The following is a 25,279-nucleotide window of genomic DNA, read 5'->3' on the forward strand; positions in this document are numbered from 1 at the left end:
TCCCTTAGCTAGCAACTTGTAGATATATTAATTAAGAAAAGGGGTTCGTGTGGAAATGAAGACGTTACAAAACACAAAAACAATCGTTCGCTATAAGTATCACGATACCGTGTCTTATGGAATTGTTGAGTATGATGAAATTATACAATTGTCTAGTAATTTTACGGAAGTTACTAACAATGAACTAAAATATGATGGTGTAAGGGTTAAATTTAGTGAAGTTGAGATTTTGGCGCCAGTAGCCCCATCGAAAATCGTTAATTTTGGTTGGACATATGCTGATCAAGCTAAAGAGACTGGGGGAGAGGCGAATCGTGCTGAACCATTTCTTTTTTTAAGCCAACATCTTCTATTATTCCAGATCAAGGGGAAATCATTCTTCCGCCGACTGATTTAACTAAACAGGTAGAATTGGAGGAGGAAGTAGCACTTGTTATTGGGAAAAGTGGTAAAAATATAAAAGAAGAAGATGCATTAGGTTATGTTTTTGGATATACTATTTTAATGATGTAACAGCAAGAGACCTTACTAAATCCGATCTACAGTTTACTAGAGAAAAAGGTTTCGATACTTTTGGGCCGTTGGGTCCGTATATTGTGACAGGTATAGATCCAACGAACTTAAAAATTGTCACAACTTTAAACGGGAAAGTTGTCCAAGAAGGGAATACTAATGAGATGTCACTTTCAATTCCTTTCCTTATCAGTTGGATTTCACAGGTTATGACACTTGAACCGGGTGATGTTCTAGCTACTGGTTCACCTTCAGGGAGTTGTAAATTAGGAGATACTGTATTAGTTGAGGTGGAGCATATTGGTAAACTTTGCAACTATGTAAAGTGATATCATACCAAGAACTAATCTTCTATTAATGTATATATTCTACTCCTTCTAAAAACATTTCTTAAATGAAAATATATAGGTGGAACATCAAATGGCCCCTATTATTCCGTGTGGAACTTGTGGATTAGAACAAGCCGATTTTCCTATAGAAATCAGTTTTTCTTTTTCATTGGAATATTAGCATTAATAGATTTCCATTCTCTAGTGATTATGTCATATGGGACATTGCTGAAGAAGACGCAGTGCACACAAATAGTAATGAAAAAGATTAAAATTTCTCATTGAGGTAAGAGATGTCTTATGTTTAAGGCTAATAACTAACAAAAAACAATTTATTTGCTACACTGTACAACAATACTATTCAATAAAAAATGATATTTAACAATTGTCGCGTTTGTTGCGAAAGACCAAAGCCTAATTGTAAGATTAGGCTTTATTATTTCAAAATCGCTGTCGTTCTTCTATTGGTAAACAAAGTGGCACCCTGTGGTAGGTTTCGTGGCAACTGCTGGTAAAAAACATGGCACAGATGGTAAATTCTTGTGGCCGTAACCATAAGAATATAGTGCTAACATTTTGCTAACGCAATCCAGTGAAAAACGATAAAATCCTGTTAAAGATGTTACAGTAAGAATTTAACAAAACCTTGATATACCGGACTCTACGCACACAGCGTGTAAGATATTACACACTCTCACCATAAGGCGGCATGATGTAATCTTCCCTCATAAGCGTTGATGTATCAACGTTTTAGAGCCTAGAAGGCATAAATTGTCCGCAGTTTTGTCCGCAAAATTTTAAAAAAGAAAAACCAACATTACGAGAGAAGGTCTATCATCAGTTTACTAAACTGTTGAGAGACCTTTTCTTTCATGTTGGCGGTCATATGTGCATAAATGTTCATTGTCGTAATGATATCACTATGCCCTAAACGCTGCTGGATCTCTTTTACCCCGACACCAGCCTCAATCAGAAGGGTGGTGTGCGTGTGGCGGAATGAGTGAGCGTGATGTTTTTCTCTATGCCTGCTATCCTTAACAGCCGTTTAAGCTGTGTCTCAATTACTTTCCGCATCCGTCCTCGCGAGCAAATATATAATTGAGCTTCTTGTAAATCATTCTATTTCTCATCTTGATCTCATTCTGTCTCACTCGATGCATTTTTAACATAGCGATAAGCATAACATCGATCCGGATCGTCTGGACGGATCCGTTCGCCCTACGTGCGAGCAGCTCGTCATTCTCCATAGTTGTTATTCTGATTGTATAGTGTTTTGGTGACCCGGATCCGCTTTTCTTCTATATCAATATCTACCCACTTCAAAGCTAGCAGCTTCCCGATCCGGACTGAAAATTAATTGAGAATCTTCTGAATATTCATTGACTTAAGAAAGTTTGTTTACTAAAATGAAGTTAACGTTCAAGATACAGAAAACGAGTTTTATATTATAAAACTATATCCGTGCGTATACTTAGAATTTAAGCATAAAGGGTTCAGCTAATTGATAGGATGGAGGGGAGTGATGGCGAGCACCCTATATTCAGAATTGGGAAGCGGATTCCGGTCCAGTGCAGTGCCATCGTGAAAGCACTGATTGCTTTAAGAAAGAAGAGAAGATGCTGGAAGGATAGGATTTTAGCCGGAAGGCGGAGCACATCATTTCGGATAAAGAAGCCTTTTTTGTCGGGGTTAAAAAAGATACGGGTAGCGTGGTACGCCCGGGATAATAAGGAGAATGAACTGCATCGCCGCACTGTAGCCGACCATACTGGGGAGTTTGTTGCAGAAATTAGTTTCTCGAGCGCGGTCATGTGGTTTACAGAAAAGGAATTGGCGCAGCGGATTGACTTGTTAAAAAAGTGAAGGCGTTATCTGAAAACTTGGTTACGGATATCATTAGAAAGCTGCTAGTTGTCTTAATAAATGGATAATCAAAGCATCTCTCATACTCTATATTAAGAACTAAGTTTTATAATATAAAACTAATTTTGCATTTAAAAAAAAGTTCCAAACTAAAGCTAACGGAGGGGATTTTATGCGCATTATCCGATACAAAGAGAAGAAAACAGATAAAGAGGTTCTCGGTACTGTCACTGATAACAATGAAGTGTATCCATTACCTTATGACAGTTTGCTAGATTTAGAAGGAAACGCGAAACAACGGGATATCTCCATCACTGCCCTGACAAAGGAATTGATCCAAGGCAGTTTGCCTTTGGAGGAGAGCTTAGAAGAGTTGGATCTCCTCGTTCCAGTTGAAGCACCGGAGATATGGGCGTCTGGAGTGACGTATCAAAAAAGCAGAGAAGCCAGGAATTACGAAGCAACCGATGGCAAGCTAGGTGCTACAACGTTTTACGACAAGGTCTATGATGCGGAGCGTCCTGAAATTTTCTTGAAATCTACGAAAGAACGGACGATCGGCACATGCGATCACTTGTATTTGCGGACCGATTCCAGCTGGCAAATCCCAGAACCGGAACTCGGTCTCGTTTTAAATGGAAACGGGGAGATCATCGGATATACAGCTGGAAATGATATGAGCTGCCGTGATATCGAAGGGGAGAATCCCCTTTATTTACCGCAAGCTAAGCTTTGGAACAGGTCTTGCTCGATCGGTCCGGCGGTTCTCCTGGCGGATGTGGTGGATGATCCTTACCAGTTTACGATCACTTGCTCGATATATCGGGATGGAGAACAAGTTTTTGAAGGCTCTGCAAATACTGATCAGTTAAAACGAAGCTATGAAGAATTAGTCCAATATTTAAAACGGGATAACATTGTTTTTCCAGGGACGGTGTTATTAACCGGAACATGTATCGTTCCACCAAATGAGTTTACACTCGAAGACGGGGACGAAGTTGAAATCGTGATTTCCGGGATCGGGAAACTGAAGAACAACATTAAAAGCCAAGTAAAAGGGGAAGTAACTGCCAAGCAGTAAATATCAACATTAGTTTTTAACAAAGCCAAATTTTAAATAAATACTGTTATATAGGGGGAATCAAGAATGACGACGAAAACAGAAGTAACAACTTACTTAAATTTTATTAACGGAGAATGGGTCGGGTCAGAAAAGGGAGAAGTGGATGCAAGCATCAATCCGGCGGACCGTAATGAAGTTGTTGGTTATGTACAAAAATCTACAGCGTTGGATCTGGATAAAGGGGTCCAAGCGGCAGAGGAAGCAAAAGCGGATTGGAGTGCCCTTTCTGGAGCGGAGCGTGGAAACTATTTATATAAAGTTGCTGACATCCTTGAATCCCGTCTTGATGAAATAGCTAAAACAATGACCCGTGAAATGGGAAAAACATTCCCGGAGGCCAAAGGAGAGACAGCCCGAGGTGTTGCGATTTTGCGCTATTACGCAGGGGAAGGGATGCGTAAAGTGGGGGATGTGATTCCATCGACGGATGCAGGTGCACTCATGCTTACAACCCGTGCCCCATTAGGTGTAGTTGGAGTAATTACGCCGTGGAATTTTCCGGTGGCAATCCCAATCTGGAAGATGGCTCCGGCACTGATTTATGGAAACACCGTAGTGCTAAAACCAGCTCAGGATACTGGGGTGACTGCGGCGAAAGTCATCGAATGCTTTGAAGCAGCACAGCTTCCAGCAGGAGTAGTGAATATGGTAACCGGACCTGGTTCGGTGATCGGGCAAGGACTCGTGGAGCACGAAGGTGTTAACGGAATCACGTTCACTGGTTCGGACACTGTAGGGAAGCGTGTGGGTCAAGGAGCATTGGCACGTGGTGCCAAATACCAACTTGAAATGGGTGGGAAAAATCCGGTAATTGTAGCAGAAGATGCAGACTTAGATTTGGCAGTGGAAGCAACAATAAGCGGCGGCCTTCGTTCTACTGGCCAAAAGTGTACTGCAACGAGCCGTGTGATCGTCCATAGAGACGTTTATGATGAATTTAAAGAAAAGCTTTTAGAAAAAGTAGCGGAAATTAAAGTTGGAAACGGCTTAGAGGATGGCACCTGGATGGGGCCATGTGCAAGTGAAAGCCAGCTTAATACAGTCTTGCACTACATTGAAAAAGGAAAAGAAGAAGGGGCAGAACTTCTTTATGGCGGGAAAAAGTATGTTGGGGAAGGCTGCGATACTGGATTCTATGTGGAACCGACCGTGTTTGACTCGGTGGATAACAACATGACGATTGCCCAGGAGGAAATTTTCGGTCCTGTTCTTGCCCTCATTAAAGTAGATTCTGCAGAAAAAGCGATTCAAGTGGCAAATGATGTGCAATTTGGCTTAAGTGCATCGATTTTTACAACAAATATCCAGAAAATGCTAGATTTCATTAAACATATGGATGCGGGACTCGTCCGAATCAATGCGGAAAGTGCAGGGGTAGAACTGCAGGCGCCATTCGGCGGAATGAAACAGTCCAGTTCCCACTCCCGAGAGCAGGGGCAAGCAGCAATTGAGTTTTTTACATCTATTAAGACAGTATTTGTTAAAGGGTAATCTGACCATGACTAAATTAAAATCAATGATGGCAGTATCAGAAGAAGTGTTTACAGAACTGAAATCGAGTTCTCCAGGCCCTGAAGGGGAGCTGCCGCTTACATCGCAAATGCTTTTAAATTGGCCGAGCGGTGATTTATTCGGCTTGTCACAAAATGTGGGGATGGGCTGGGATCCGAAAAAGCTTATTGGGCAGGATATTTTAATCCTCGGTACACAAGGAGGAATAAAGGAGGAGGATGGTTCTCCTCTTGCCCTCGGTTATCACACGGGACATTGGGAAGTGGACCTGTTGATGAAAGCTGCAGCAGAAGAAGTTAAACGGAATGGCAATATTCCGTTTGCTGGATTTGTAAGTGATCCGTGTGACGGGAGATCCCAAGGGACGAATGGGATGTTTGATTCCCTCCCATACCGGAATGATGCTTCAATCGTCATGCGCCGGCTGATCCGTTCATTGCCCCGGGGAAAAGCGGTGATTGGGGTAGCCACATGTGATAAGGGGCTTCCAGCGATGGTGATGGCCCTTGCGACGATGCATGAAAAGCCGACTGTTATCGTTCCAGGGGGAGTTACCTTGCCGCCGGAAAACGGAGAAGATGCGGGGAAAATCCAGACGATCGGTGCTAGGTTTGCAAAAGAAGAGATTACGCTGAAGGAAGCGGCGGAACTTGGCTGCCGCGCTTGTGCCACACCAGGGGGAGGCTGCCAGTTCTTAGGTACTGCAGCGAGTACGCAAGTGGTAGCGGAAGCTTTGGGGATGTCTGTACCCCATGCTGCCCTTGCACCGTCGGGTCAGCCGATTTGGAAAGAGATGGCACATCAGTCAGTCCGGGCTGTAACTGCAGCGATTGAATCAGGGATAACGACGAAGGATATTGTCACCGATTCGGCCGTCCGCAATGCTATGGTTGTCCACGCAGCGTTTGGGGGTTCGACGAATCTGCTGCTTCATATCCCGGCCATCGCCCATGCAGCGGGCTGCCGTGTTCCAGATATTACAGACTGGGAGAAAATCAACCAGATGGTACCCAGACTAGTCAACTGCCTTCCTAATGGACCGGAAGATCATCCGACGGTTCGGGTATATTTAGCGGGTGGTGTCCCAGAAGTCATGCTTCACATACGAAAACTCGGGTTATTGGATGTGAATGTACTGACGGTTACTGGTGAGAAGCTTGGGGATGTCCTTGATTGGTGGGAAACTTCGGAGAGACGCCAGATTGTGAGAGACCGTTTACGGGAGGATGGCATTGATCCCGATGAGATTATTATGAGTCCAGAAAAGGCAGCAAAAGCCGGGATGACCTCGACGATTACTTTTCCGACTGGAAATATTGCTCCAGAAGGGGCGGTTGTGAAATCAACTTCCATTGACCCGGAAATGTTGGATGAAAACGGAGTCTACCATCATAAGGCACCGGTGAAAGTATTCACAGAGGAAAGTGATGCAATTCGTGCCATTAAAGCCAATGACATTGTCGCAGGAGATATTCTTGTCTTAATGGGTTGCGGCCCATCGGGAACAGGAATGGAAGAAACGTATCAGGTTACTTCTGCACTGAAGCATTTGCCATTCGGAAAATACGTAACCTTGATTACCGATGCCCGCTTTTCTGGCGTTTCAACAGGAGCTTGTATCGGCCACGTCGGTCCGGAAGCCTTAGCCGGAGGGCCGTTAGGAAAACTGCGGAACGGTGATGTAGTCGATGTGACGATCGATTGCAGACAATTAAAAGCTTCTATTAACTTTGTGGGAGCGGAAGAGAGTGAGTTGTCTCCAGAGGAAGGAACACGTGTGCTTGAGGCACGAACGCTCCACCCGGACATGGCGGCACACCCTGATCTTCCAGATGATACGAGACTGTGGGCAGCACTGCAGGCGGTCAGCGGGGGCACGTGGAAAGGCAGCACTTATGATGTAGACCGGATCATAGATGTGCTCCAGAAAGGTCTGGAAAAAATCGAAGAGGAATCTTTGAAAGGAGCCATTAAAAAGTAAAAGTGCTTTAATACGAAAAAACGATGTGCCTGATGGGAAAAGGTTTCCTTTATCTATCAGTGCTATTATCCACTTAATAGTATAACAGAAGGGTTGTTACCCTTTGTATAAAGATAAGAATTTATAAAATATCAATCTCTCGATTGATGTCTAGACTTCAGGCACAAGCGTTTACTACACGAGCTTCCATACGGATGTGGTGACTTCGGCGTTCCCGCACGACGCGGGGGTTTTAGCAGAAGATCAGATCTAGCGATTTGCCTCGACGGACAGGACGTCCTAATGCCGGGCATGCCACAGGACGTGGCGTATTGCCCGGTTGACGGATATAACCACAGAACGATGCTAGAAGAGGAAGAGGCAGAGCATTTCGCCGATAGGCGGGCGCCTTGCGCTTTTCTTATGCAATTCAAAAATACAGCTCAAGATTATCAAAGCTATCTTGTTGTGGATTTGTGGAAAAGGTTCATTCCAGCAAGAATTGCTAAGCTTCAGACTTTGGACCATATCATAGATAAGCCGTGGAAAGCCGCAGAGGGTTTCCAAAACCTTATCCACAATTATTCCCACAACAACAATTCTAAGCCACAATAAACTTTACCACAAGCTCCACAACCAACCACTGCTACTGCTGTTTAAAATAAAAAATGGTAATAAAAATCCCTAATTGATTTCCAATTTTAAGGTGGGATATAGAAACACCTGGTGAAAGCCAGTGAAATAAAGGTTTTGGTCAAAATTCATTTAGAATTTTGATACTACGTAAACCAGAGGGGGGTATGTAGAAGGGAATGAAACAGAAATACATTTTTTTGAAAGGGGGTACATGCGGACAATAATGTATGCGGTTTCATAGTTGGTATGAATGATCAACCAGAGTATTCCGTATAAATCCGAAATGTGATAAGACCATCAGAATTAGTTATTGTATCAATTAGTAATCTACCATCAAAACATCGAATGACCAAAGAGATTAAATCTATGAAAGGGATGAATTTAATTGAAGAAAAAAACTAGAAATCTATTGACGTATTTTTTAGCGCTAGTTTTTACCTTAAGTCCTTTTACCACTACCGCAATGTCAGACATTAATGCTTCAGCAGCAGAGAATGACAATGATTCACGGGAAGAGGTTGTGCCACTGAAAGAAGTCTACAAGGACTATTTCATGATCGGCAATGTAGTAAGTCCGAACGACTTAAATCCAAACAATGCAGAGAAGTATGAATTTATGAAGTTCCATTATAACGCGTTGACGCCTGAAAACCATACGAAACCGGACAATATATGGCGCGATTCAAATGGAGATCCGAATTTCACAGCAGCCGACAACATGTTAACTCAAGTAAAAGCCGACGGTTTCTATACGAAAGGACACGCGCTGGCTTGGCATAACCAGTCGAGTGGATGGCCGCCGAGTGGGCTGAATTATGAAGAGGCAAGGGCCAGCTTGGAAATGTATATTTCGACAGTCGCCGGGCACTTTAGTGAGGGCGATAATAAGCTCGACGCCTGGGACGTTGTTAACGAAGCATTTAGGGATAATCCGGAAAATCCGACCGACTGGCGAAACGCGCTTCGATCCGGCATTAATCCAATAGAACGTCCGGCCAGATGGTTTGAAGCTTACGATAATGGCGGAAACGGGTGGGATTATATCTATGATGCCTTCTTGTTCGCCCGTGAGGCTGCCCCGGATGCAACTCTTTATTACAATGACTTTAACGACGAAGAACTCCCTAACAAAGCAATTGCGATTGCCTCAATGGTCAATGAGCTAAACGAAAGGTATGCAAATGAACACCCTGAGGCAAACGGTAGGAAACTGATCGAGGGCATCGGGATACAGGGGCACTACAACACAAGACTCAATGTAGATAATTTAGAGGAAGTTTTAAAGATATATAGTGAAACAGGGACTCAGATCAGCATAACCGAACTCGATGTACAACTTAACGGCACTTCACAAAGCGTTCCTCCTACTAAGGAGCAATTGAATGAGCAGGCGGTAATGTACGCCAAGCTGTTCACTTTATTTAAGAAGTACTCCGATAATATAAACCGCGTTACATTCTGGGGCGTGTCCGATGCCCACAGCTGGCGCAGATGGGGTTATCCGCATCCATTCGACTCCAATCTTGAACCAAAAGAAGCATATTGGGCCATAAAAAATCCGGAGGCCTATCTCGGGATCGATGAGTTGCCGCCAAAACTCACGTCGTTTAACTTCGGCGACGAAGATTTCAATGTTGCAGGCCAAACGGAGTTTGATGTTAACGTGCCTAAGGACGTGTCAAACATTAACTTCTCTGCTGAGAACGTCACATACGAATACCCCGACGATGATGTGGAGGTCAGCGTTACGCTCAACCCGGAAAGCGGCAAGGTGAGCGCAGGGGAGCCAGCCGTGGCGACGGTTGAATTAGCCTGGAAGGAATCCCCGAATATATCAACGACGTATACGGTAAACTTCGGGCATATGACCGCCGAATGGGAGAATGACATAAACTACCAGGATACGGGCTACCGTTCATCGGTCAATATCCGCTTCAGCGACGGTGAAACCAAACCTAAACTATTTCAGGCGTTCTATAATCTGGACGACGGTAAACTGGAAAGACTCAACAATAAGGAATTCGATCCCTTACCAAAACATACAGGTGGCACGCTCACTATTAATACAGATAATAAAATAAAAGATGATGATTTGAAAACCTTAACATTAAAGAAATCTCTGTGGGATCAAAACTGGACTCCGATTATGCCGACGCTTGTTACAGACTTAAATAAGCCGCAAAGTTATTATAGATTGGCCAAAACGATCGAATCCGGTAAAACTTATATCGCTATCTCCGTCGACTCAGGTCTGGCTCTGACCAATATGAACGTAGAAACTGTCGAGCCGACCGACAAACGAGGACTTGCGGGTACTCCTGTCACTATAGATGATGACATTATTACAGGACCTGAAGTCATCCAGGACAATACGAGATTTATTTTTAATGAGAAAACCAGCCCTGATCCGGGAACATACGAGGGAAACACTGGGTACACAATGTTAAGCCTGGTTCACGGCGGCCTTGTCGCTCCCTCTATTATGTATCGAGATTTGAGCAATGACGACACGGCTGCTTTACGTACAGACTCAACTATTGCAGATAGTGCATTAGACCGAGCGGTATGGTTTAATACGGATATTGATCCGGAAACAGGGGAGACGACGCTCTTTTCACATACTGGATCCACCGATGAAACTTATGCGCTACACGGAAACGAACACGGTTTCGTGACCAAAAAAGTTGACGATCCGCTGAAGGACGATGCAGCCCTTCGTGTTAAGCTGTATGAGTACGTGACCGATTATGTATACGAGGACTTAACGAGTCTTGGTGTAGAAATAAGCCTTTCCACTGTGGAGAGTATCGTGAGTGAGCGTGACGCCGATCTCCCCGTCACGGCTGATGTCCCTGATGGTTCCGAAGCTGTGTTGAAAAAGGACGGCATTTCAGTGGCTTCCGCGACATTCGCAGACGGACAGGCGGTGATTAGTGCTAAAGGTAGCGATATTGACGCAGACGCGAATTATGCAGTCGTTGTTTATGATGGTTCCGAAATACTTGGCACGGTAATTCTCCCGGTAGTCACTGTCGACAGCGCGACGCCGGCGGCTACGGTAGAGAGACTCAATGGTAGTGAAAACAGTCTGACAGTTGTCGTTACTGAGTTATACTCCGATGGTTCGACGGAGGAGGCTTTCACTGAAGAGATACTGATTAGGAACAACGCGGCAGACGTCTATCAAGTGGGACCATATAAGGTTTATGTGGACACTAAGGGCAACGACCAGATCCGTGAATGCTATATTGTGTGGGAATAATCAGCAACTGACGAAGCAACATCTGATGATGATGACAGTCGGATAGCTCCCTTTGTAAGCACATAACACCAATGCCAGTAAAAAAGGCTGTCTCAGGGGATTAAGTGTACCCGAGTAAATAGATAGATATAAAAGAGCATGTCGTAGAAATAGAAGAATTACGAAGCGAGACGCCGTTCTTCAAGTGGCGTCTGCTTTGTTTTAAGATGAAGACGCTTTTGAGAGTTTGTTTAACAAGGTGGGTATTTGAGGAGGACAAAAAATGGAGAGAGTATCAACAATTCAGGGGATTATTCCGCCGGTGGTTACATTATTTGATTCAGAAGGAAATATTGATATTGAATCTAATAAAAAATTTACAGATTGGTTAATAGGACAAGGGGTTCACGGGATTTTATACTTGGGAAGTATGGGAGAATTTTCTGCTCTAACTCTAGAGGAACGAAAGATGTTTACAGAGGAAATGATTGCTCAAGTTAACGGACGTATTCCTGTTTATATAGGTACAGGGACTACTAACTTAAAGGATACGATAAATCATTCAAAACATGCATCGGAAACAGGGGCAAATGGAATTCTGGTTGTTAACCCATTTTATTGGAATTATCCAGAAGAGCAGCTCTTTGACTATTTTATCTCTATTGCTGACAGCGTGGATATTCCGGTATTAATCTATAATATTACGATGCTTACAGGTCAAACGTTATCTCCGGACCTCATACAACGCTTAGCTGCTTCACATAAAAATATTGCAGGTATGAAAGATACGATCAATGATATAGGCCATGTCAGGGAAGTTCTTACTGCAGTGAGTAAAGACAGGCCAGATTTTGCCATGCTGACAGCTTTTGATGACCATTTGTTACCTGGTTTACATTTGGGGGCTGCTGGTAGTATTAACGGGATTTCAAATTTTGCACCTCATCTTGCCGTAAACTTATTTGAAGCTTATAAAGCAAAAGACTATGAAACGGCAATCCATCTTCATAAGAAGCTTACAAAATTAATGGATTTGTACAAAATAAATCCATTGCTATTCATGACCGTTAAAGAAGTATTATATCAGCTTTCAATCATACCGGAGCGAACCGGGGGGCGTGCACCAAGTTCGGTTTTTGAAGAAAAATTAATCAGCGATGTGAAAACATTTTTAGAAACTCATGATTCTACTTTAGATTTACTTCAGACAGGATTCAAAGTCGAGCCATAGCCCTTAGAGAAGCTGGTGAAGTGTTTTGACACTATTTAGCTCTTTTCCGTAACTTTTCTTGTAATCTTTTTTCAAAATCAATAATTTCCTGATATTTTTTTCTAAATAAATAATAAGACAGTAGAAATGCAGGAATAGCAAAAATAGTCCAGCCAGTAACTTCGATATGAGGGCTTGATAGAGCAGTAATTAAGCCGATACCGAGAAAGATTGCAACAGTTAAATTTAGATACATGGAAATTTTATAAATGTTTTTCATCAATACCCTCCTATATTAATTTATAGAATGGATAAATTTAGACTCTCTTTTTTCGATAGCTTTGTGCAGCCATGGCAGCATCAAAAATTTAATTCATTATAGCATATAAACTGATAAGCATTTGTTTGAGAATGAGTTATATAGTGAAAAGACTATCTACGATTTACATAACTCATAAAGATTTATTTATTTTATATCCCTAAAAATTGATGGATAATTCAGAATTATTTTACATTAAGCACTTTAATTATTTCCCGGGGTGTTTTATAATGTATGTAATTATCTAAATATTCAGAACTCTGTTTTATATTATAAAACATTAATAATCCATATTACTAGAATGGGGGAAGTCGATGGTTATGAAATTCATTCGATGGCTGGATAAACATTTAGAAGAATATTTTCTTGTTTCAGCTACTGGAATTGCAGTAGTCGTACTTACTTATCAAGTATTCATGCGAAGTATAATGGGAGATTCATCTAGATGGTCAGAGGAACTGGGGCGTTACTTGTTTATTTGGATAATTTACATTGGTATAAGTTATGGAGTAAAGAAACAACGGCATATTTCCGTTGATGCATTTGTTATGCTGTTTCAAGCTCGGGGGAAAGTAATCCTCAACATAATTGCAAACGCTCTCTTTTTATTCTTCGCTGTTTATATGGTTTATTACGGGTATGTAGTAGCCAGTCAAATATTTATGAGAGGTCAGGTGTCCGCTGGTTTGGGCATTCAAATGGGGTGGGTTTATCTAGCCGGGCCTGTCGGAATGGCTCTCACATCGATAAGGATTATACAACATATTATTTTCCAAGTTAGGAATCTGATTAAAGGGGATCTTGAAGGGGTTGAAAAAGAATTTGAAGAAAAGGTTAAACAGGAAGGTGTATAGGACATGACGATACTAATATTGTTCGGTTCACTTGCTATTTTACTTATGTTAAGTGTACCAATAGCGATAGCATTGGGATTATCGACAATGATTACATTGTTATACACAGAAACGATGTCACTAACCTTTTTAGCCCAAGGACTTATTACTGAAACAGATTCTTTTCCCCTCATGGCTGTTCCTATGTTTATTTTAGCTGGTGAAATAATGACCAAGGGTGGCATATCGAGACGATTATTTAATCTCGCTAACGTTATGGTTGGAGGAGTAACCGGGGGATTTGCAATCGCTGCTGTTGTAACTTGTATGTTTTTCGCTGCTATATCTGGTTCCAGTCCGGCAACCGTTGCAGCGATTGGGGCAATTATGATTCCAGAGATGGTGAGACAAGGCTACGATAAAAAGTTCGCTACCGCCACTGTAGCTGCTTCAGGTTCAATTGGAGTTATTATTCCACCAAGTATACCTATGATTATATATGGTGTTTCATCGAGTACATCCATTGGAAATATGTTTATTGCTGGGATAGTACCAGGTGTTTTAATTGGTGTTTTGTTGATGGTGTGGGCTTACATATATTCGAAGCGAAAAGGATACAAAGGGAGAGACGAAAAAGTTTCAATTAAAGATTGGGGACTGGCCATTTGGGATGGAAAATGGGCAATCATCATTCCTTTTATCATTCTTGGCGGAATATATGGAGGATTTACAACACCTACTGAAGCAGCTGTTATTGCGGTGGTATTAGCGTTGTTTATAGGAATGGTCTTATATAGAGAGTTGAAAATAAAAGATTTAATCCCTGTCTTTAGAAATGCTGCTCTGACAACTGCTACAGTCCTCATCATTGTAGGTATTGCATCAGCATTTGGAAGGTTACTCATGATTGAACAAATTCCGAACCAAATTGCAACAGCGATAACAAGTATATCGGGCAGTATGGTCGTTACATTGCTTTTAATAAATATTTTATTGTTAGTCGTTGGGATGTTTATGGAAACGGTTGCAGCAATTATTATTTTGACGCCGATTTTAATGCCGATTGCATTACATCTCGGTATCGACCCAGTTCACTTTGGCATGATCATGGTTGTTAACCTGGCAATTGGATTTATTACACCGCCTCTTGGAGTTAACTTATTTGTCGGTTCAGGGATATCGGGTGTTTCAATACTATCCTTGTCCAGATCTATTTTTCCGTTTCTTATAGCAATGCTTATAAGTTTATTAATCATTACTTATATTCCGGAAGTTTCAACTTGGTTAGTAGAAATGCGTAACAGGTAAGAGAAAACGAAATTTCTTCAAGAAGGGGGGCTCATAAAATAAACGATATTAAACGTCGGATTTACTAGTTTCATGCAGGACATTTACTAATCAAAAGGGGGAAGTAATGTGAGTAAAGCGATGAAAAAACTAATTCTATTATTAGCATTGTTGGGGTTTGGACTATTAGCTGCATGTGGTGGGAATGATGATACTACTGCAGCTGGAGAAGGAGAAACAGCTGGAGATGAAGATGAAGCAGCTGAAGGTGAAGCAGATGGAGGTGAAGGTGAAGCAGCTGGAGATGCGCAAATTTTACGTATCAGTTTAGGACTTAATGACCAACACCCTCTATACCATTCAGCTGTACACTTTGGTGAATTATTAGCGGAGAAAACGGATGACTTTAAAGTAGAAGTCTATCACTCTGCTCAAATCGGTGACGACCGTGTAGCGACAGAGATGTTACAAATGGGAGATTTGGAGATTACTATTCCATCTACATCTCCGTTAGTAAACTTCCTTCCAGAGTTTGGTGTCTTTGATTTACCGTTTATGATTCCAAACGAAGAGGTTGCTGATGCAGTATTGGATGGACCATTCGGAGATAAAATGCTAGAGTTGTTAGATTCTCAGGATTTAGTCGGTTTAGCCTGGTATGAAAATGGTTTTAGAAATTTAACAAACAGTGAAAATCAGATTTATTCTACTGCAGATTTAAATGGTATGGTTGTGCGTACAATGGAAAACTCTATTCACTTAGATGCTTGGGAAGCTTTAGGTGCGAACCCTACTCCGATGTCATTTGCAGAATTATTTACAGCAATGCAGCAAGGAACTGTTGATGGGCAGGAAAACCCATTCACTACAATAAACTTAGAAGGATTCCATGAAGTACAAGATTATTTAACTGGTACGAACCATGTTTATACCCCATTTGTGTTCTTATTCAGTAAACCAATTTGGGAAGAATTAACGGAAGAGCAACAAGGCTATATCTCAGAGGCAGCTATGGAAGCACGTCTATTTAACAGAGAAGAAAATCGTAAAGCAAGTGATGAAGCGCTAGAATCATTAAAAGAAGTAATGGATTATAACGCAATTGAAGGGGAAGTATTCGAAGAATTCCAGGATGCTATTCAAGATGTAATTACAAAGCACTCTGCTAACATTGGTGAGGATATTGTAGATGAGTTTATTGAAGCCATTGAAGCTGCACAATAATTATTAATATCGAACTAAAGAGGAGACTGGGACAAAAGTATTTTTTATTATTAAAATCCGAACGAATGTATCCGCTTCGGAAATATACTTCGCTTTCCTCGGGCGGCTGGTGAGCCTCCTCGTGCTAAGTCGCACTGGGGGTCTCACCTTTAGCTTTGCTCCTGCAATGAATCAGCCTCCTCGAGATTACCCAAGCACGAAGTGAATGCGTATGTATTCCCGAGGAGTCTGCGTATATTTCCTCTTCTAAGATAGTGAATTGTTCGTACCTTTAGAAAAACACTTCAGTGATCTCCCAGCATCAACCTTAGGTCTTCCTTATTTGGAAGATGTAAACGATGAAAAGGTATTGATTTTCATGGGCGTGTAAATACGCCTATAGCAAAATTGTTAGCGAAACAATTGGAGCAATGAATGTATAAAATTGCGACGATAGCAGAGGCCTATGATGTAGCCCTTGCTCTCCATTGTCCGTTAGGACCAATTGCTCTAGCCTCATCGTTACACATGGACGTAACTTCATATAACTCATTAATTCAGGAACAAAGCTTAGGTATACATTATAACAAAGGAAATGTCTTACTGGATTACATTACAGATCCTTCGGTATTTACTTATAAGGTCAACATGTACATATTCCAGATTGACTAGGTCTGGAAATTACAATAAATGAAGAAAAAGTTCGGGAAATGGCTGGGGAAAGGCAATAATTAAAAAAATTCAAATTTGGAGACATAAGGACGGCCAGTTGCGTAGCGGTAAAAAGGGTGGAAAACAATAACCATTGTCAATTGGAGTAAGTGGCATTAATAGGGGGGGGATTTTATGAGTAAATTTAAAGTAGTTATAACAGATTATGAGTTTTCTACACTGGGTCCAGAAGAAAAAGTTCTATCGGCGGTGGACTGTGAATTCATTAAAACACAATCAAGTACAGAGGAAGAGGTTATTGCAGCAGCAAAAGACGCAGATGCCCTTATCAATCAGTATGCACCAATCTCAAGGAAAGTAATAGAAAGCCTTCCAAACTTGAAAGTGGTAGCAAGATACGGCGTTGGGGTAAATACAATTGACGTTGATGCTGCCACAGAGCGTGGTGTTGTAGTTAGCAATGTTACTGATTATTGTATGGATGAAGTATCTGATCATGCTTTTTCCTTGATTATGGCATGCTCCCGAAAAGTTGTTCTCTTAAATAATGAAGTGAAGGCAGGGAATTGGGACTATAAAGTAAGCACACCAATCTATCGCTTAAGAGGCCGGGTTTTAGGGCTTGTCGGCTTTGGACGTATTCCCAAAACGCTTGCAAATAAAGCACAAGCTTTTGGCATAAAGGTGATGGCATATGATCCTTTTGTGTCTGAGGAAGTAGCAGAGAATGCAGGAGTTCAATTAGTAGATCTTAATACCTTATGCGAGCAATCAGACTTTGTATCCTTACATGTACCACTAATGAAAGAGACATATCATATGATTAGTGATGAGCAATTTAAGCTTATGAAGAAAGAAACATTTATTATTAATACTGCCCGGGGTCTAGTCATTAATGAAAAAGCTTTGATAAGAGCATTAGAAGCGGGTGAAATAGCTGGCGCAGCTTTAGATGTAACTGAGGAAGAACCAATTCAAAAAAATAATCCATTACTAAAAATGGATCAAGTAATTATTAATCCTCATACAGCATGGTATTCAGAAGAAGCTCAGCTAGAGTTAAAAATTAAGACAGCGCAAAATGTCACTGATGTTTTATCAGGATACTATCCGACTTATATTTTCAATAAGGAAGTAAAAGACAAAGTCGCTCTAAAAGAAAAAAACGAGGAAAGTGTTTCTATAAGAAATTAAGGAGGGATTAAACTTGGCCGTTAAATATCCTAAGATTAATAACGCAATAAATCCTTATCGGGATAATGTGCAAGGAAAAGCAAATGAACCTATTACTGTAGCTGGTTTACTAGACCGTTCAAAGCAAATATTAGGTTCGGCTTATGAAGGACCAGCACCAGATTGGACACTAGAGGAAATATACAATCGTTTAGAAGAAAACGCTCCGCGTATAGCAATTATTGGAGGGTCCTCGGACCATCCAGCACATATTATGGATTTTAAAACTTCTGCACATGCAGCAATACGAATTTGGCAAAATGGAGGAGTTCCTTTTTACTTTTCAACACCGGTTATGTGTGATGGAACTGCTCAAAGTAATCAAGGGATGAGTTACTCGCTTCAAAGCCGTAATGCAGTTGCTCAAATGATTGTTAATCAAATGGAAGCCCATAGCTATCATGGAGCATTTGTCATTCAAGGATGTGACAAGCAGCCTCTTGGGGTAGTCAGTGCGATGGCCCATCTTGATAGAATTCGTCAATATCGGGGAGAAGCTCCGTTTTTTGCTACTTTTGCTCCTGCCCATGTTTTACAGGGAGGAACAATACCAGAGGCTCTTTTCCAAGAGCTGGAGGAGGTTGCTGTCTCTGCAGAAAAGCTTGGAGCAGCGGATATTGCCGATGATCTTAGAGACGCAATGGCGTATATATTACAATGTTCTTCTAATACGGCTTTTCAAGGTGTATTTGATCGTGCTGCGGACCGGGGGATTATTTCTAAAGCCACTCATAAGGAATACGAAAAGCGACTGGCTGTAGCAACCTGTGATGGTGCAGGTGGAGTATGTGCTTTTAACGGTACCGGTAACAGTTCCCGCCACCTTGTTGCAGGGCTCGGATTAGTTCATCCTGCTGTAGAACTTTTAACAGAATCACCTAATCAGTTTCAAGTTAATCAATCGTTGGATAGTTTTAGAAATATGATAAATGATCCGGTTTATGGGGCAGCTAATATAATGGCAACTAACATTCGAAATGCGATCCGAATTCATAGTGCTTCCGGTGGCTCTACAAATTTAATGATGCATATTGTTGCAGGGATGCTTTATGGAGGTTACAAGTTTAGTTTATGGGATTTAGATGAGATTCATCATTCACACCCTATCCCAGATTTGTTTGACTACAGCCTGACAGAAGGACGGGATATTTACTCTTTGGCAATCCAGTGCTGTGATAGTGCAAGTAGAGGGATGGAAACATTATTCTATGAATTATTAGAAAATGGAGTTCCAATGGACATAGACGTACCCACCGTTACGGGTAAAACATGGAGAGAACGATTAGTGAAAACCGATAACCTTCCGGCAGCTAATGTAAAAGATAATCCTGTTATCTTATCAAAACCTAGAAGACCATTCAGCGGAGTAGATGTATTAACAGGTAATTTCTTTGAAAGTGCTGTCGTTAAAATAAGCGGAATGTCAACTTTGCAGCTCGATCAATTCGATAAGAAAACAGCTTTCGTTTTATATTACGAGAACGAAGATGATGCAAACCGCGGCTTACTTGATGAAGAACTCTTGCCAAAATTAAAAGCGAAACAAAGCTTTAGCCATAAAACAATGCTGGCTTCCCTTAAAGAAAATGCTCCTGAACATTACGAGGAGTGGAAGGGATTAGTCTATGAAGGTCTATTCGATAAGATGGTGGAAGAAGGTGTACTTAAAATTGCTATCATTATTTCAGGTCAAGGTCCAGTAGCGTTTGGTATGCCGGAAATGTTTACACCAATGCAGCATATTAATGCTAACCGAAAATTAAAACGTTTGGCCACGCTTATTAGTGATGGACGATATTCTGGTGTATCTTATGGAGCAGCAATAGGACATATGACGCCCGAAGCAAAAGAAGACGGAGGAATATTATATCTTCAAACAGGAGACTTGCTTTACTTGAACTTAAGAGATAGAGAAATTCAGTTCATTGACTCGGATGCATTCTTAGACGACAGACTAGAGTTTGAATTTGATAGTATTCGAGAAGAAAGAAAAGACCTTGCAACAAAAAGACTTGAAACGATTAAAAAGCGTCAGCGTCAAGTCGCCTCAAGCAATCGAATGGTTGGTCACACCGATGCAGCAAATGGAGTTGTACCTCTCCCGGTGGCTGAAGAGGCTCACTTAGACTTTAGAACGGATATTTTACTAGAATCCAAAAAAGTTAGTAACTAAAAGGAGGAAGTATGGTGGAAAGAACTCGTCACTTTATTGAAGAATTAGGTTTTCCAAGCGGTGATTGTCATGATCTTCCAACGTCTACAAAGACTTTTCCTGACGGAGCACAATATCGGGTTGAGATTCCTAGTGTTGAGGGTCCTGCTTCTTTTGAAGCGGTTGTGGAAGCATGTGAGGAATATGATGTTTATATTCAAAGAATTTCTCAAGGGAGCGGAATCATGCTCCTAACAGATAATGAATTAAAGAATATGGCGGAGATCGGCCAACGGGAAAACTTAGAAGTAAGTTTGTTTGTTGGACCGCGGGGCTCGTGGGATATTACTCCAATGCAATTAGCTAGTGCAGGGAAAATTGCCGGGTTACGTTCACAGGGAATGGATCAATTAGTATATGCGATAGAAGATGTAAAACGAGCTTGTAATTTTGGAATTCGTTCTATTTTAGTAGCTGATGAAGGACTATTGTGGTTAGTTAAAGAATTTAAAAAAGCAGGAGAACTTCCCTCTGACTTAGTAGTGAAAATTTCTGTACAAATGGCCCAAGCAAATCCAATTTCCATCAGACTGATTGAAGAAGCTGGGGCAAACACTTATAATGTACCGACTGATTTAACACTGGCTCGTTTAGCTGCTATACGTCAGGCAATTGATATTCCAATTGATATTTATGTGGAGGCACCAGACGATATTGGCGGTTTCATACGCCATTATGACATTCCAGAAATTATCCGTGTAGCTGCACCTGTTTATATTAAGTTTGGATTAAGGAATTCGCCAAATATATATCCATCTGGAACACATTTAGAGAGTACTTCTATTGCACTTTGTAAAGAGCGTGTGCGCAGAGCAAAAATTGGACTTGATTTGTTAAAGAGGTATGCCCCGCAATATAAGACATCAGAAAAAGGTGCTGAAGGGTTAGGTGTTCCTGTAAATAGTGTAACTGCATAATAGAATGAAATCCCCCCTGAATTTCTTAGCTTCAGGGGGGGATGTTAATAGATTCAATCGAAGGAGAGGGTGTATGGTATTTATTTTCGGATAAAATTGTTTAGGTCACCGGAAGCAGTACAGGGATTGGAAGGTCTGCAGCGATTGCTTTTGCAAAGCATGGTGCAGGTGTTATCGTTCACTGAAATGGCAGTGTGGAAAAAGCAAGAGAAGTGGTTAGCGAAATAGAAAACCTCGGGAGAAGGATTTTCCTTGTTCAAGGGGATGTAGCAAATAAAGCTGAAATTTCCAGAATGGTCGCTTTAATTAATGAGAAGTTTGGGCGAGTCGATGTATTAATGAATAATGCCGGTTCCCTCATTAGAAGAGCAACGCTGGAAGAATTAGATGAAGAATTATGGGATCGTATTATGGATGTAAATTTAAAATTTCTGTTTTTAGTTACAAAAGCTGTGTTTCCATTAATGAATAAGCAAGGGGGAGGAAAAATCATTAATGTTACTTCCATTGCTGCACGAAAATGGAGGAGGTGAAGGCTCTATTGCTTATGCCGCTTCGAAAGGAGGAGTTAGTACACTTACACGTGGTCTTGCTAAGGATTTAGTAAGATATAACATTTTAGTAAATGCAATATCGCCGGGAATCATATCAACTCTTTTCCATGATCGTTTACACCAGAAGAGTTAAGGAAAAAACAGCTTTCTAATATCCCAATAGGACGTGAAGGAACACCAGAAGAGACTATTGGTGCGGCCTTGTTTTTAGCCTCAAACAAAGCAGATTATATAACAGGAGAAATTATAGAGGTAAATGGTGGTCAATTAATGGATTAGATTTCTTATCAGTTTTACCACCAACGCATCAGCATAATTTAAAGGGGGAACGTATATGCCAATTATTCAGTCTGTTAATAGAGCATTAAAAATACTTGATTTATTTGATGAATATAATAAGGAATTAAAAATTACGGAAATCAGCGAGAAAATGATGCTCCATAAAAGTACAGTCCATTCCCTTTTAAAGACACTTGAAAAGCATCATTATATTGAACAGGACAAGGAAAGTAACAAATACAGGTTAGGATTAAAGTTATTTGAGCGGGGGAATTTTGTCGGCTACACGTTAGATATTAGGGGGCTGGCTAAAGAATATTTACATTCCCTTGCTCAAAAAACAAACCTTACTGTTCATCTGGTTATTTTAGATGGAAAAGAAGGGCTCTACATTGACAAGGTGGAAAGTCATACGGCTTCCATTCTTTACTCCAGAATCGGAAGAAGAATACCTATCCATTGTAGTGGAGTAGGAAAAGCGTTAGTTGCAGATAAGTCAGATAAAGATCTAGAAAGCCTCCTGACAGATTATGAATTCATCAAACGAACGGAAAATACCATAACGGAAAAAGAGGAATTTTTACAAGAAATAGAACTAGTAAGGCAAAGAGGCTATGCAATTGATAATCAAGAAAATGAGCCAGGTGTATATTGTATAGCAGTACCAGTCAGAAATTATTCGGGAGAAGTCGTCGCGGCTATCAGTATATCTTCACCAGTAATGAGAGTAACAGATGAACAAAAAACGAAAAACATTGAATTGTTAAAGCAGGCAAGTAATGAACTATCGCAGAAATTAGGGTATGAATTTAATAATATAAAATTCCCTTATCATTCCTAAGTCACTGTGGGAGGTGCTAAATCGACCTTTGCAATCGGAATAACAAGACGTGGGCTTAGAGCAGGGTTGGTTAGAATTTACTATTTCCCGAAAAGGTTCATCAGCAAGCCAGGTAATAAATCAGATTTAAATCGAGAATATTTTAAGAGCAATGCATCTTCTTATATCATGAATTCCCCTTGCCTTCGGTGAAATGACATTTGAAGCAATTAAGCTCAAATACGAATCTAGACCCTAATAAAGGGGAAATGGTTATTTTTAGCATAGATAAGAATACTAGTTCATCTAAAGCATCAGGACTCAACTTGATTGCAGATGATATGATTGTCCATTCTTTTGAAGAATCTGAAAATATTAAGCCAGAATGGTGCAGATAACAGAAAATTCTATGAAAAATTAAGGAGTTTGCTTATTATGAAAATAACTTCATTTGAACTTTTTCAGGTACCACCCCGTTGGTTGTTTTTAAAGGTTAATACTGATGAAGGGGTTTCAGGGTGGGGAGAACCCATTATTGAAGGTAGGGCAAAAACAGTTAAGGCTGCAGTAGAGGAATTGATGGAATATTTAATAGGGAAAGATCCTATGGCTATTGAAGATCATTGGAATGTTATGTATCGTGGTGGTTTTTATCGTGGCGGTCCAATCTTAATGAGTGCTCTTTCAGGAATTGATCAAGCCCTATGGGATATTAAAGGTAAGTATTTTAACGCTCCTATCTACCAATTGTTAGGAGGAAAGTGCCGTCATTCTATTAAAGTATATACATGGATAGGAGGGGACCGACCTTCAGAGGTTCGTGAAGCTGCCCAAGCTGCTGTTGACGCAGGCTTTACTGCCGTAAAAATGAATGGAGGGGAAGAACTTCAATATATTGATTCTCACCAAAAAGTGGAAAAAACCATTGCTAACGTTGCAACAGTAAGGGATACTGTAGGACCTCAAATTGGAGTAGGAATTGATTTCCATGGAAGGGTACATAAGCCAATGGCAAAAGTATTAGTAAAAGAATTGGAACCGTTTAAGCCTATGTTTATTGAGGAGCCGGTACTTCCGGAAAATAACGAAGCTCTCAGGGAAATTGCCCACCTCACCTCTATTCCAATTGCCACGGGAGAACGAATGTTTTCGAAATGGCAGTATAAGTCGTTGTTGATGGACGGATATACGGATATCATTCAACCAGATTTATCGCATGCCGGTGGTATTACGGAGTCTAAAAAAATCATCTCCATGGCAGAAGCTTTTGATGTTGCGGCAGCTCCACACTGCCCTCTTGGCCCTATTGCATTAGCTGCCTGTCTTCAAGTTGATGCTACATGTCACAATGCCTTTATCCAAGAACAAAGCCTTGGTATTCACTACAATCAGGGTAGTGACTTACTAGATTATTTAACAGATAAAAGTGTGTTTCATTATGAAGATGGCTATGTAAAGATTCCTGATGGTCCGGGACTTGGTATAGTGATTAATGAAGAATACGTAAAATATATGGCAGAAACAGGTCATAATTGGAGAAATCCAATTTGGAGGCATAAAGATGGGACAATAGCAGAATGGTAAATCGAATGAGGTGAAATTTGACATTAAAGATTGGAATCATTGCAGAAAATTTAATAGGGAGCTTAACGCTTAGTCGATAGCTAAGTCCATTAACTGTTCCCTTTGTTCCTCGGTGAGATTTAACTCTTCCAAATTCTCTCGGGAGTTTCGTGTTCTTCTACATCTTCTACATACAGCTGATTTCCCTATTCATTTGCTTCTAGGTCCATTAAGTTATACATTCTTATCCAATTAATATTTTGCATGACTATTCCTTCTCCTTCCAGGTGGACAGGAGTATTGTGGATTTAAATTAAACATATTAATCGTTTCTATTGTCAGTAAGGGCGGTCGTTGGGCTTTGGAAACAGTAAGGAAAGTCCACTTATCAAAAATTCAGATGCCAGAAATATGTACCAAGCACCGAACTTTGGCACAGCAGTAAAAGACGCCCTGGAACAATCCTACTATACATTAGTATACGTAAATAAATTGAAACATTTTGCTAACCGAATGCAATGAAAAACGGTAAATACACGTTAAAGATGTTACAAACAATAAATAACAAAAGCTTGATATACCGCACTCTATGCACACAGCGTGTATGATATTACACACTCTCAGCATAATGGCGGCATTTAATCATTGCCCACGAAGCCCTTGCTGTATAAGGAATTGTTAGTAAGATGAGAGTGGTTTGCTAACATAATGAAAATAAAAGAAGCTTTTCATAAGTTAACCAAACTTGTGGGAGGCTTCTTTTTTCACTGTCATATGACGATTTTTCTTTTTTGAGTGAATGTAAAAAATATAGACATCGGTTTACAAAGAAAAAATACTATGGTAAATTAAAAACATTAAAAATGTTAAATAAAAATTTAACAAAATTAATTAAGGGGATGCGATGTTAACTTCTGTTCAGGATAAATAAAAAGACATTACCCATATTTCACAGAGGTCCGTGTAGGAGGTATAAAGTTCGGTTTTGACCAGATTAGGC

General features: G+C 40.7%; 22 protein-coding genes and 2 pseudogenes. 22 read left to right on the forward strand and 2 right to left on the reverse strand.

Annotation, left to right across the window (positions count from 1 at the left end):
• The first annotated feature begins 55 nt into the window (after nucleotides 1-55).
• Nucleotides 56-397, forward strand: coding sequence for a DUF2437 domain-containing protein (locus tag CD001_RS26845; RefSeq protein ID WP_257009738.1), 342 nt, complete (start codon nucleotides 56-58; stop codon nucleotides 395-397).
• Nucleotides 376-842 (forward strand): annotated as a pseudogene (locus CD001_RS26850) (fumarylacetoacetate hydrolase family protein). The gene CD001_RS26845 and the pseudogene CD001_RS26850 overlap by 22 nt, the downstream one beginning before the upstream one ends.
• Before the next feature lie 817 nt (nucleotides 843-1,659).
• On the opposite strand, the gene CD001_RS07300 reads toward CD001_RS26850, so the two are convergent.
• The gene (locus CD001_RS07300; protein WP_407081139.1) at nucleotides 1,660-1,815 is read right to left on the reverse strand and encodes a tyrosine-type recombinase/integrase; all 156 of its coding nucleotides are present in this window, start codon (nucleotides 1,813-1,815) and stop codon (nucleotides 1,660-1,662) included.
• 527 nt (nucleotides 1,816-2,342) lie between these two features.
• On the opposite strand from CD001_RS07300, the gene CD001_RS27255 reads away from it, so the two are divergent.
• The 7 genes from CD001_RS27255 (at nucleotide 2,343) to CD001_RS07335 (ending at nucleotide 12,408) form a co-directional block, all read left to right on the forward strand.
• Complete coding sequence (locus CD001_RS27255; RefSeq protein WP_455423363.1) at nucleotides 2,343-2,705, forward strand: IclR family transcriptional regulator domain-containing protein; 363 nt, start codon at nucleotides 2,343-2,345, stop codon at nucleotides 2,703-2,705.
• A 172-nt stretch (nucleotides 2,706-2,877) separates the two neighbouring features.
• Nucleotides 2,878-3,786, forward strand: a complete 909-nt coding sequence (locus tag CD001_RS07310; RefSeq protein WP_096186871.1) for a fumarylacetoacetate hydrolase family protein — start codon at nucleotides 2,878-2,880, stop codon at nucleotides 3,784-3,786.
• Between the two features lie 66 nt (nucleotides 3,787-3,852).
• A complete protein-coding gene (gene gucD / locus CD001_RS07315) occupies nucleotides 3,853-5,319 on the forward strand; it encodes an alpha-ketoglutaric semialdehyde dehydrogenase GucD (protein ID WP_096186872.1) in 1,467 nt (488 codons plus the stop codon).
• Nucleotides 5,320-5,326: 7 nt separating this feature from the next.
• Complete coding sequence (locus tag CD001_RS07320; RefSeq protein WP_096186873.1) at nucleotides 5,327-7,321, forward strand: YjhG/YagF family D-xylonate dehydratase; 1,995 nt, start codon at nucleotides 5,327-5,329, stop codon at nucleotides 7,319-7,321.
• A 282-nt stretch (nucleotides 7,322-7,603) separates the two neighbouring features.
• Nucleotides 7,604-7,915 carry a hypothetical protein gene (locus CD001_RS07325; RefSeq protein ID WP_096186874.1) on the forward strand — a complete coding sequence of 104 codons (312 nt, stop codon included), beginning with the start codon at nucleotides 7,604-7,606 and terminating at the stop codon, nucleotides 7,913-7,915.
• A gap of 406 nt (nucleotides 7,916-8,321) precedes the next feature.
• Nucleotides 8,322-11,198: an endo-1,4-beta-xylanase gene (locus CD001_RS07330; RefSeq protein ID WP_096186875.1), complete on the forward strand. Its 2,877-nt coding sequence runs from the start codon at nucleotides 8,322-8,324 to the stop codon at nucleotides 11,196-11,198.
• A 262-nt stretch (nucleotides 11,199-11,460) separates the two neighbouring features.
• Nucleotides 11,461-12,408: a dihydrodipicolinate synthase family protein gene (locus CD001_RS07335; RefSeq protein WP_096186876.1), complete on the forward strand. Its 948-nt coding sequence runs from the start codon at nucleotides 11,461-11,463 to the stop codon at nucleotides 12,406-12,408.
• Between the two features lie 31 nt (nucleotides 12,409-12,439).
• Here the strand turns inward: CD001_RS07335 and CD001_RS07340 are convergent, their stop codons facing one another.
• Nucleotides 12,440-12,667, reverse strand: a complete 228-nt coding sequence (locus CD001_RS07340; protein ID WP_096186877.1) for a hypothetical protein — start codon at nucleotides 12,665-12,667, stop codon at nucleotides 12,440-12,442.
• A gap of 353 nt (nucleotides 12,668-13,020) precedes the next feature.
• Between CD001_RS07340 and CD001_RS07345 the strand changes: the two genes are divergently transcribed.
• The 13 genes and pseudogenes from CD001_RS07345 (at nucleotide 13,021) to dgoD (ending at nucleotide 24,300) form a co-directional block, all read left to right on the forward strand.
• A complete protein-coding gene (locus CD001_RS07345; protein WP_257009739.1) occupies nucleotides 13,021-13,560 on the forward strand; it encodes a TRAP transporter small permease in 540 nt (179 codons plus the stop codon).
• A gap of 3 nt (nucleotides 13,561-13,563) precedes the next feature.
• A complete protein-coding gene (locus tag CD001_RS07350) occupies nucleotides 13,564-14,847 on the forward strand; it encodes a TRAP transporter large permease (protein WP_096186878.1) in 1,284 nt (427 codons plus the stop codon).
• 108 nt (nucleotides 14,848-14,955) lie between these two features.
• Complete coding sequence (locus CD001_RS07355; protein ID WP_306454062.1) at nucleotides 14,956-16,050, forward strand: TRAP transporter substrate-binding protein; 1,095 nt, start codon at nucleotides 14,956-14,958, stop codon at nucleotides 16,048-16,050.
• 414 nt (nucleotides 16,051-16,464) lie between these two features.
• On the forward strand, nucleotides 16,465-16,701 hold the full coding sequence (locus CD001_RS07360) for an enolase C-terminal domain-like protein (RefSeq protein ID WP_407081097.1): 237 nt from the start codon (nucleotides 16,465-16,467) through the stop codon (nucleotides 16,699-16,701).
• Between the two features lie 174 nt (nucleotides 16,702-16,875).
• Nucleotides 16,876-17,895: a C-terminal binding protein gene (locus tag CD001_RS07365; protein WP_096186879.1), complete on the forward strand. Its 1,020-nt coding sequence runs from the start codon at nucleotides 16,876-16,878 to the stop codon at nucleotides 17,893-17,895.
• Between the two features lie 13 nt (nucleotides 17,896-17,908).
• A complete protein-coding gene (locus tag CD001_RS07370) occupies nucleotides 17,909-20,107 on the forward strand; it encodes a dihydroxy-acid dehydratase domain-containing protein (RefSeq protein WP_096186880.1) in 2,199 nt (732 codons plus the stop codon).
• 11 nt (nucleotides 20,108-20,118) lie between these two features.
• Nucleotides 20,119-21,063 (forward strand): U32 family peptidase, encoded by a 945-nt coding sequence (locus CD001_RS07375; protein WP_096186881.1) that lies wholly within the window; start codon nucleotides 20,119-20,121, stop codon nucleotides 21,061-21,063.
• Between the two features lie 194 nt (nucleotides 21,064-21,257).
• Nucleotides 21,258-21,596, forward strand: coding sequence for an SDR family NAD(P)-dependent oxidoreductase (locus tag CD001_RS26855; RefSeq protein WP_257009740.1), 339 nt, complete (start codon nucleotides 21,258-21,260; stop codon nucleotides 21,594-21,596).
• Entirely contained in the window at nucleotides 21,559-21,750 is a 192-nt protein-coding gene (locus tag CD001_RS26860) for an SDR family oxidoreductase (RefSeq protein ID WP_257009741.1), read from the forward strand. The genes CD001_RS26855 and CD001_RS26860 overlap by 38 nt, the downstream gene beginning before the upstream one ends.
• Before the next feature lie 2 nt (nucleotides 21,751-21,752).
• Nucleotides 21,753-21,896, forward strand: a pseudogene (locus CD001_RS26865) (SDR family oxidoreductase); the annotation flags it as partial.
• Between the two features lie 55 nt (nucleotides 21,897-21,951).
• Nucleotides 21,952-22,737: an IclR family transcriptional regulator gene (locus CD001_RS07385; RefSeq protein ID WP_096186882.1), complete on the forward strand. Its 786-nt coding sequence runs from the start codon at nucleotides 21,952-21,954 to the stop codon at nucleotides 22,735-22,737.
• Between the two features lie 200 nt (nucleotides 22,738-22,937).
• On the forward strand, nucleotides 22,938-23,114 hold the full coding sequence (locus CD001_RS26325) for a hypothetical protein (protein WP_179298647.1): 177 nt from the start codon (nucleotides 22,938-22,940) through the stop codon (nucleotides 23,112-23,114).
• Nucleotides 23,115-23,151: 37 nt separating this feature from the next.
• A complete protein-coding gene (gene dgoD, locus CD001_RS07390; protein WP_096186883.1) occupies nucleotides 23,152-24,300 on the forward strand; it encodes a galactonate dehydratase in 1,149 nt (382 codons plus the stop codon).
• Nucleotides 24,301-25,279: the final 979 nt, after the last annotated feature.

This window comes from Evansella halocellulosilytica, from assembly GCF_002335745.1.
Lineage (GTDB): Bacteria > Bacillota > Bacilli > Bacillales > Salisediminibacteriaceae > Bacillus_CA > Bacillus_CA halocellulosilytica.

Coding starts and splice junctions, on each gene's coding strand:
- CD001_RS26845 (WP_257009738.1), top strand. CDS start 56: ATGAAGACGTTACAAAACACAAAAACAATCGTTCGCTATAAGTATCAC.
- CD001_RS07310 (WP_096186871.1), top strand. CDS start 2,878: ATGCGCATTATCCGATACAAAGAGAAGAAAACAGATAAAGAGGTTCTC.
- gucD (WP_096186872.1), top strand. CDS start 3,853: ATGACGACGAAAACAGAAGTAACAACTTACTTAAATTTTATTAACGGA.
- CD001_RS07320 (WP_096186873.1), top strand. CDS start 5,327: ATGACTAAATTAAAATCAATGATGGCAGTATCAGAAGAAGTGTTTACA.
- CD001_RS07325 (WP_096186874.1), top strand. CDS start 7,604: ATGCCGGGCATGCCACAGGACGTGGCGTATTGCCCGGTTGACGGATAT.
- CD001_RS07335 (WP_096186876.1), top strand. CDS start 11,461: ATGGAGAGAGTATCAACAATTCAGGGGATTATTCCGCCGGTGGTTACA.
- CD001_RS07340 (WP_096186877.1), bottom strand. CDS start 12,667: ATGAAAAACATTTATAAAATTTCCATGTATCTAAATTTAACTGTTGCA.
- CD001_RS07345 (WP_257009739.1), top strand. CDS start 13,021: ATGGTTATGAAATTCATTCGATGGCTGGATAAACATTTAGAAGAATAT.
- CD001_RS07350 (WP_096186878.1), top strand. CDS start 13,564: ATGACGATACTAATATTGTTCGGTTCACTTGCTATTTTACTTATGTTA.
- CD001_RS07360 (WP_407081097.1), top strand. CDS start 16,465: ATGTATAAAATTGCGACGATAGCAGAGGCCTATGATGTAGCCCTTGCT.
- CD001_RS07365 (WP_096186879.1), top strand. CDS start 16,876: ATGAGTAAATTTAAAGTAGTTATAACAGATTATGAGTTTTCTACACTG.
- CD001_RS07375 (WP_096186881.1), top strand. CDS start 20,119: ATGGTGGAAAGAACTCGTCACTTTATTGAAGAATTAGGTTTTCCAAGC.
- CD001_RS26860 (WP_257009741.1), top strand. CDS start 21,559: ATGTTACTTCCATTGCTGCACGAAAATGGAGGAGGTGAAGGCTCTATT.
- CD001_RS07385 (WP_096186882.1), top strand. CDS start 21,952: ATGCCAATTATTCAGTCTGTTAATAGAGCATTAAAAATACTTGATTTA.
- dgoD (WP_096186883.1), top strand. CDS start 23,152: ATGAAAATAACTTCATTTGAACTTTTTCAGGTACCACCCCGTTGGTTG.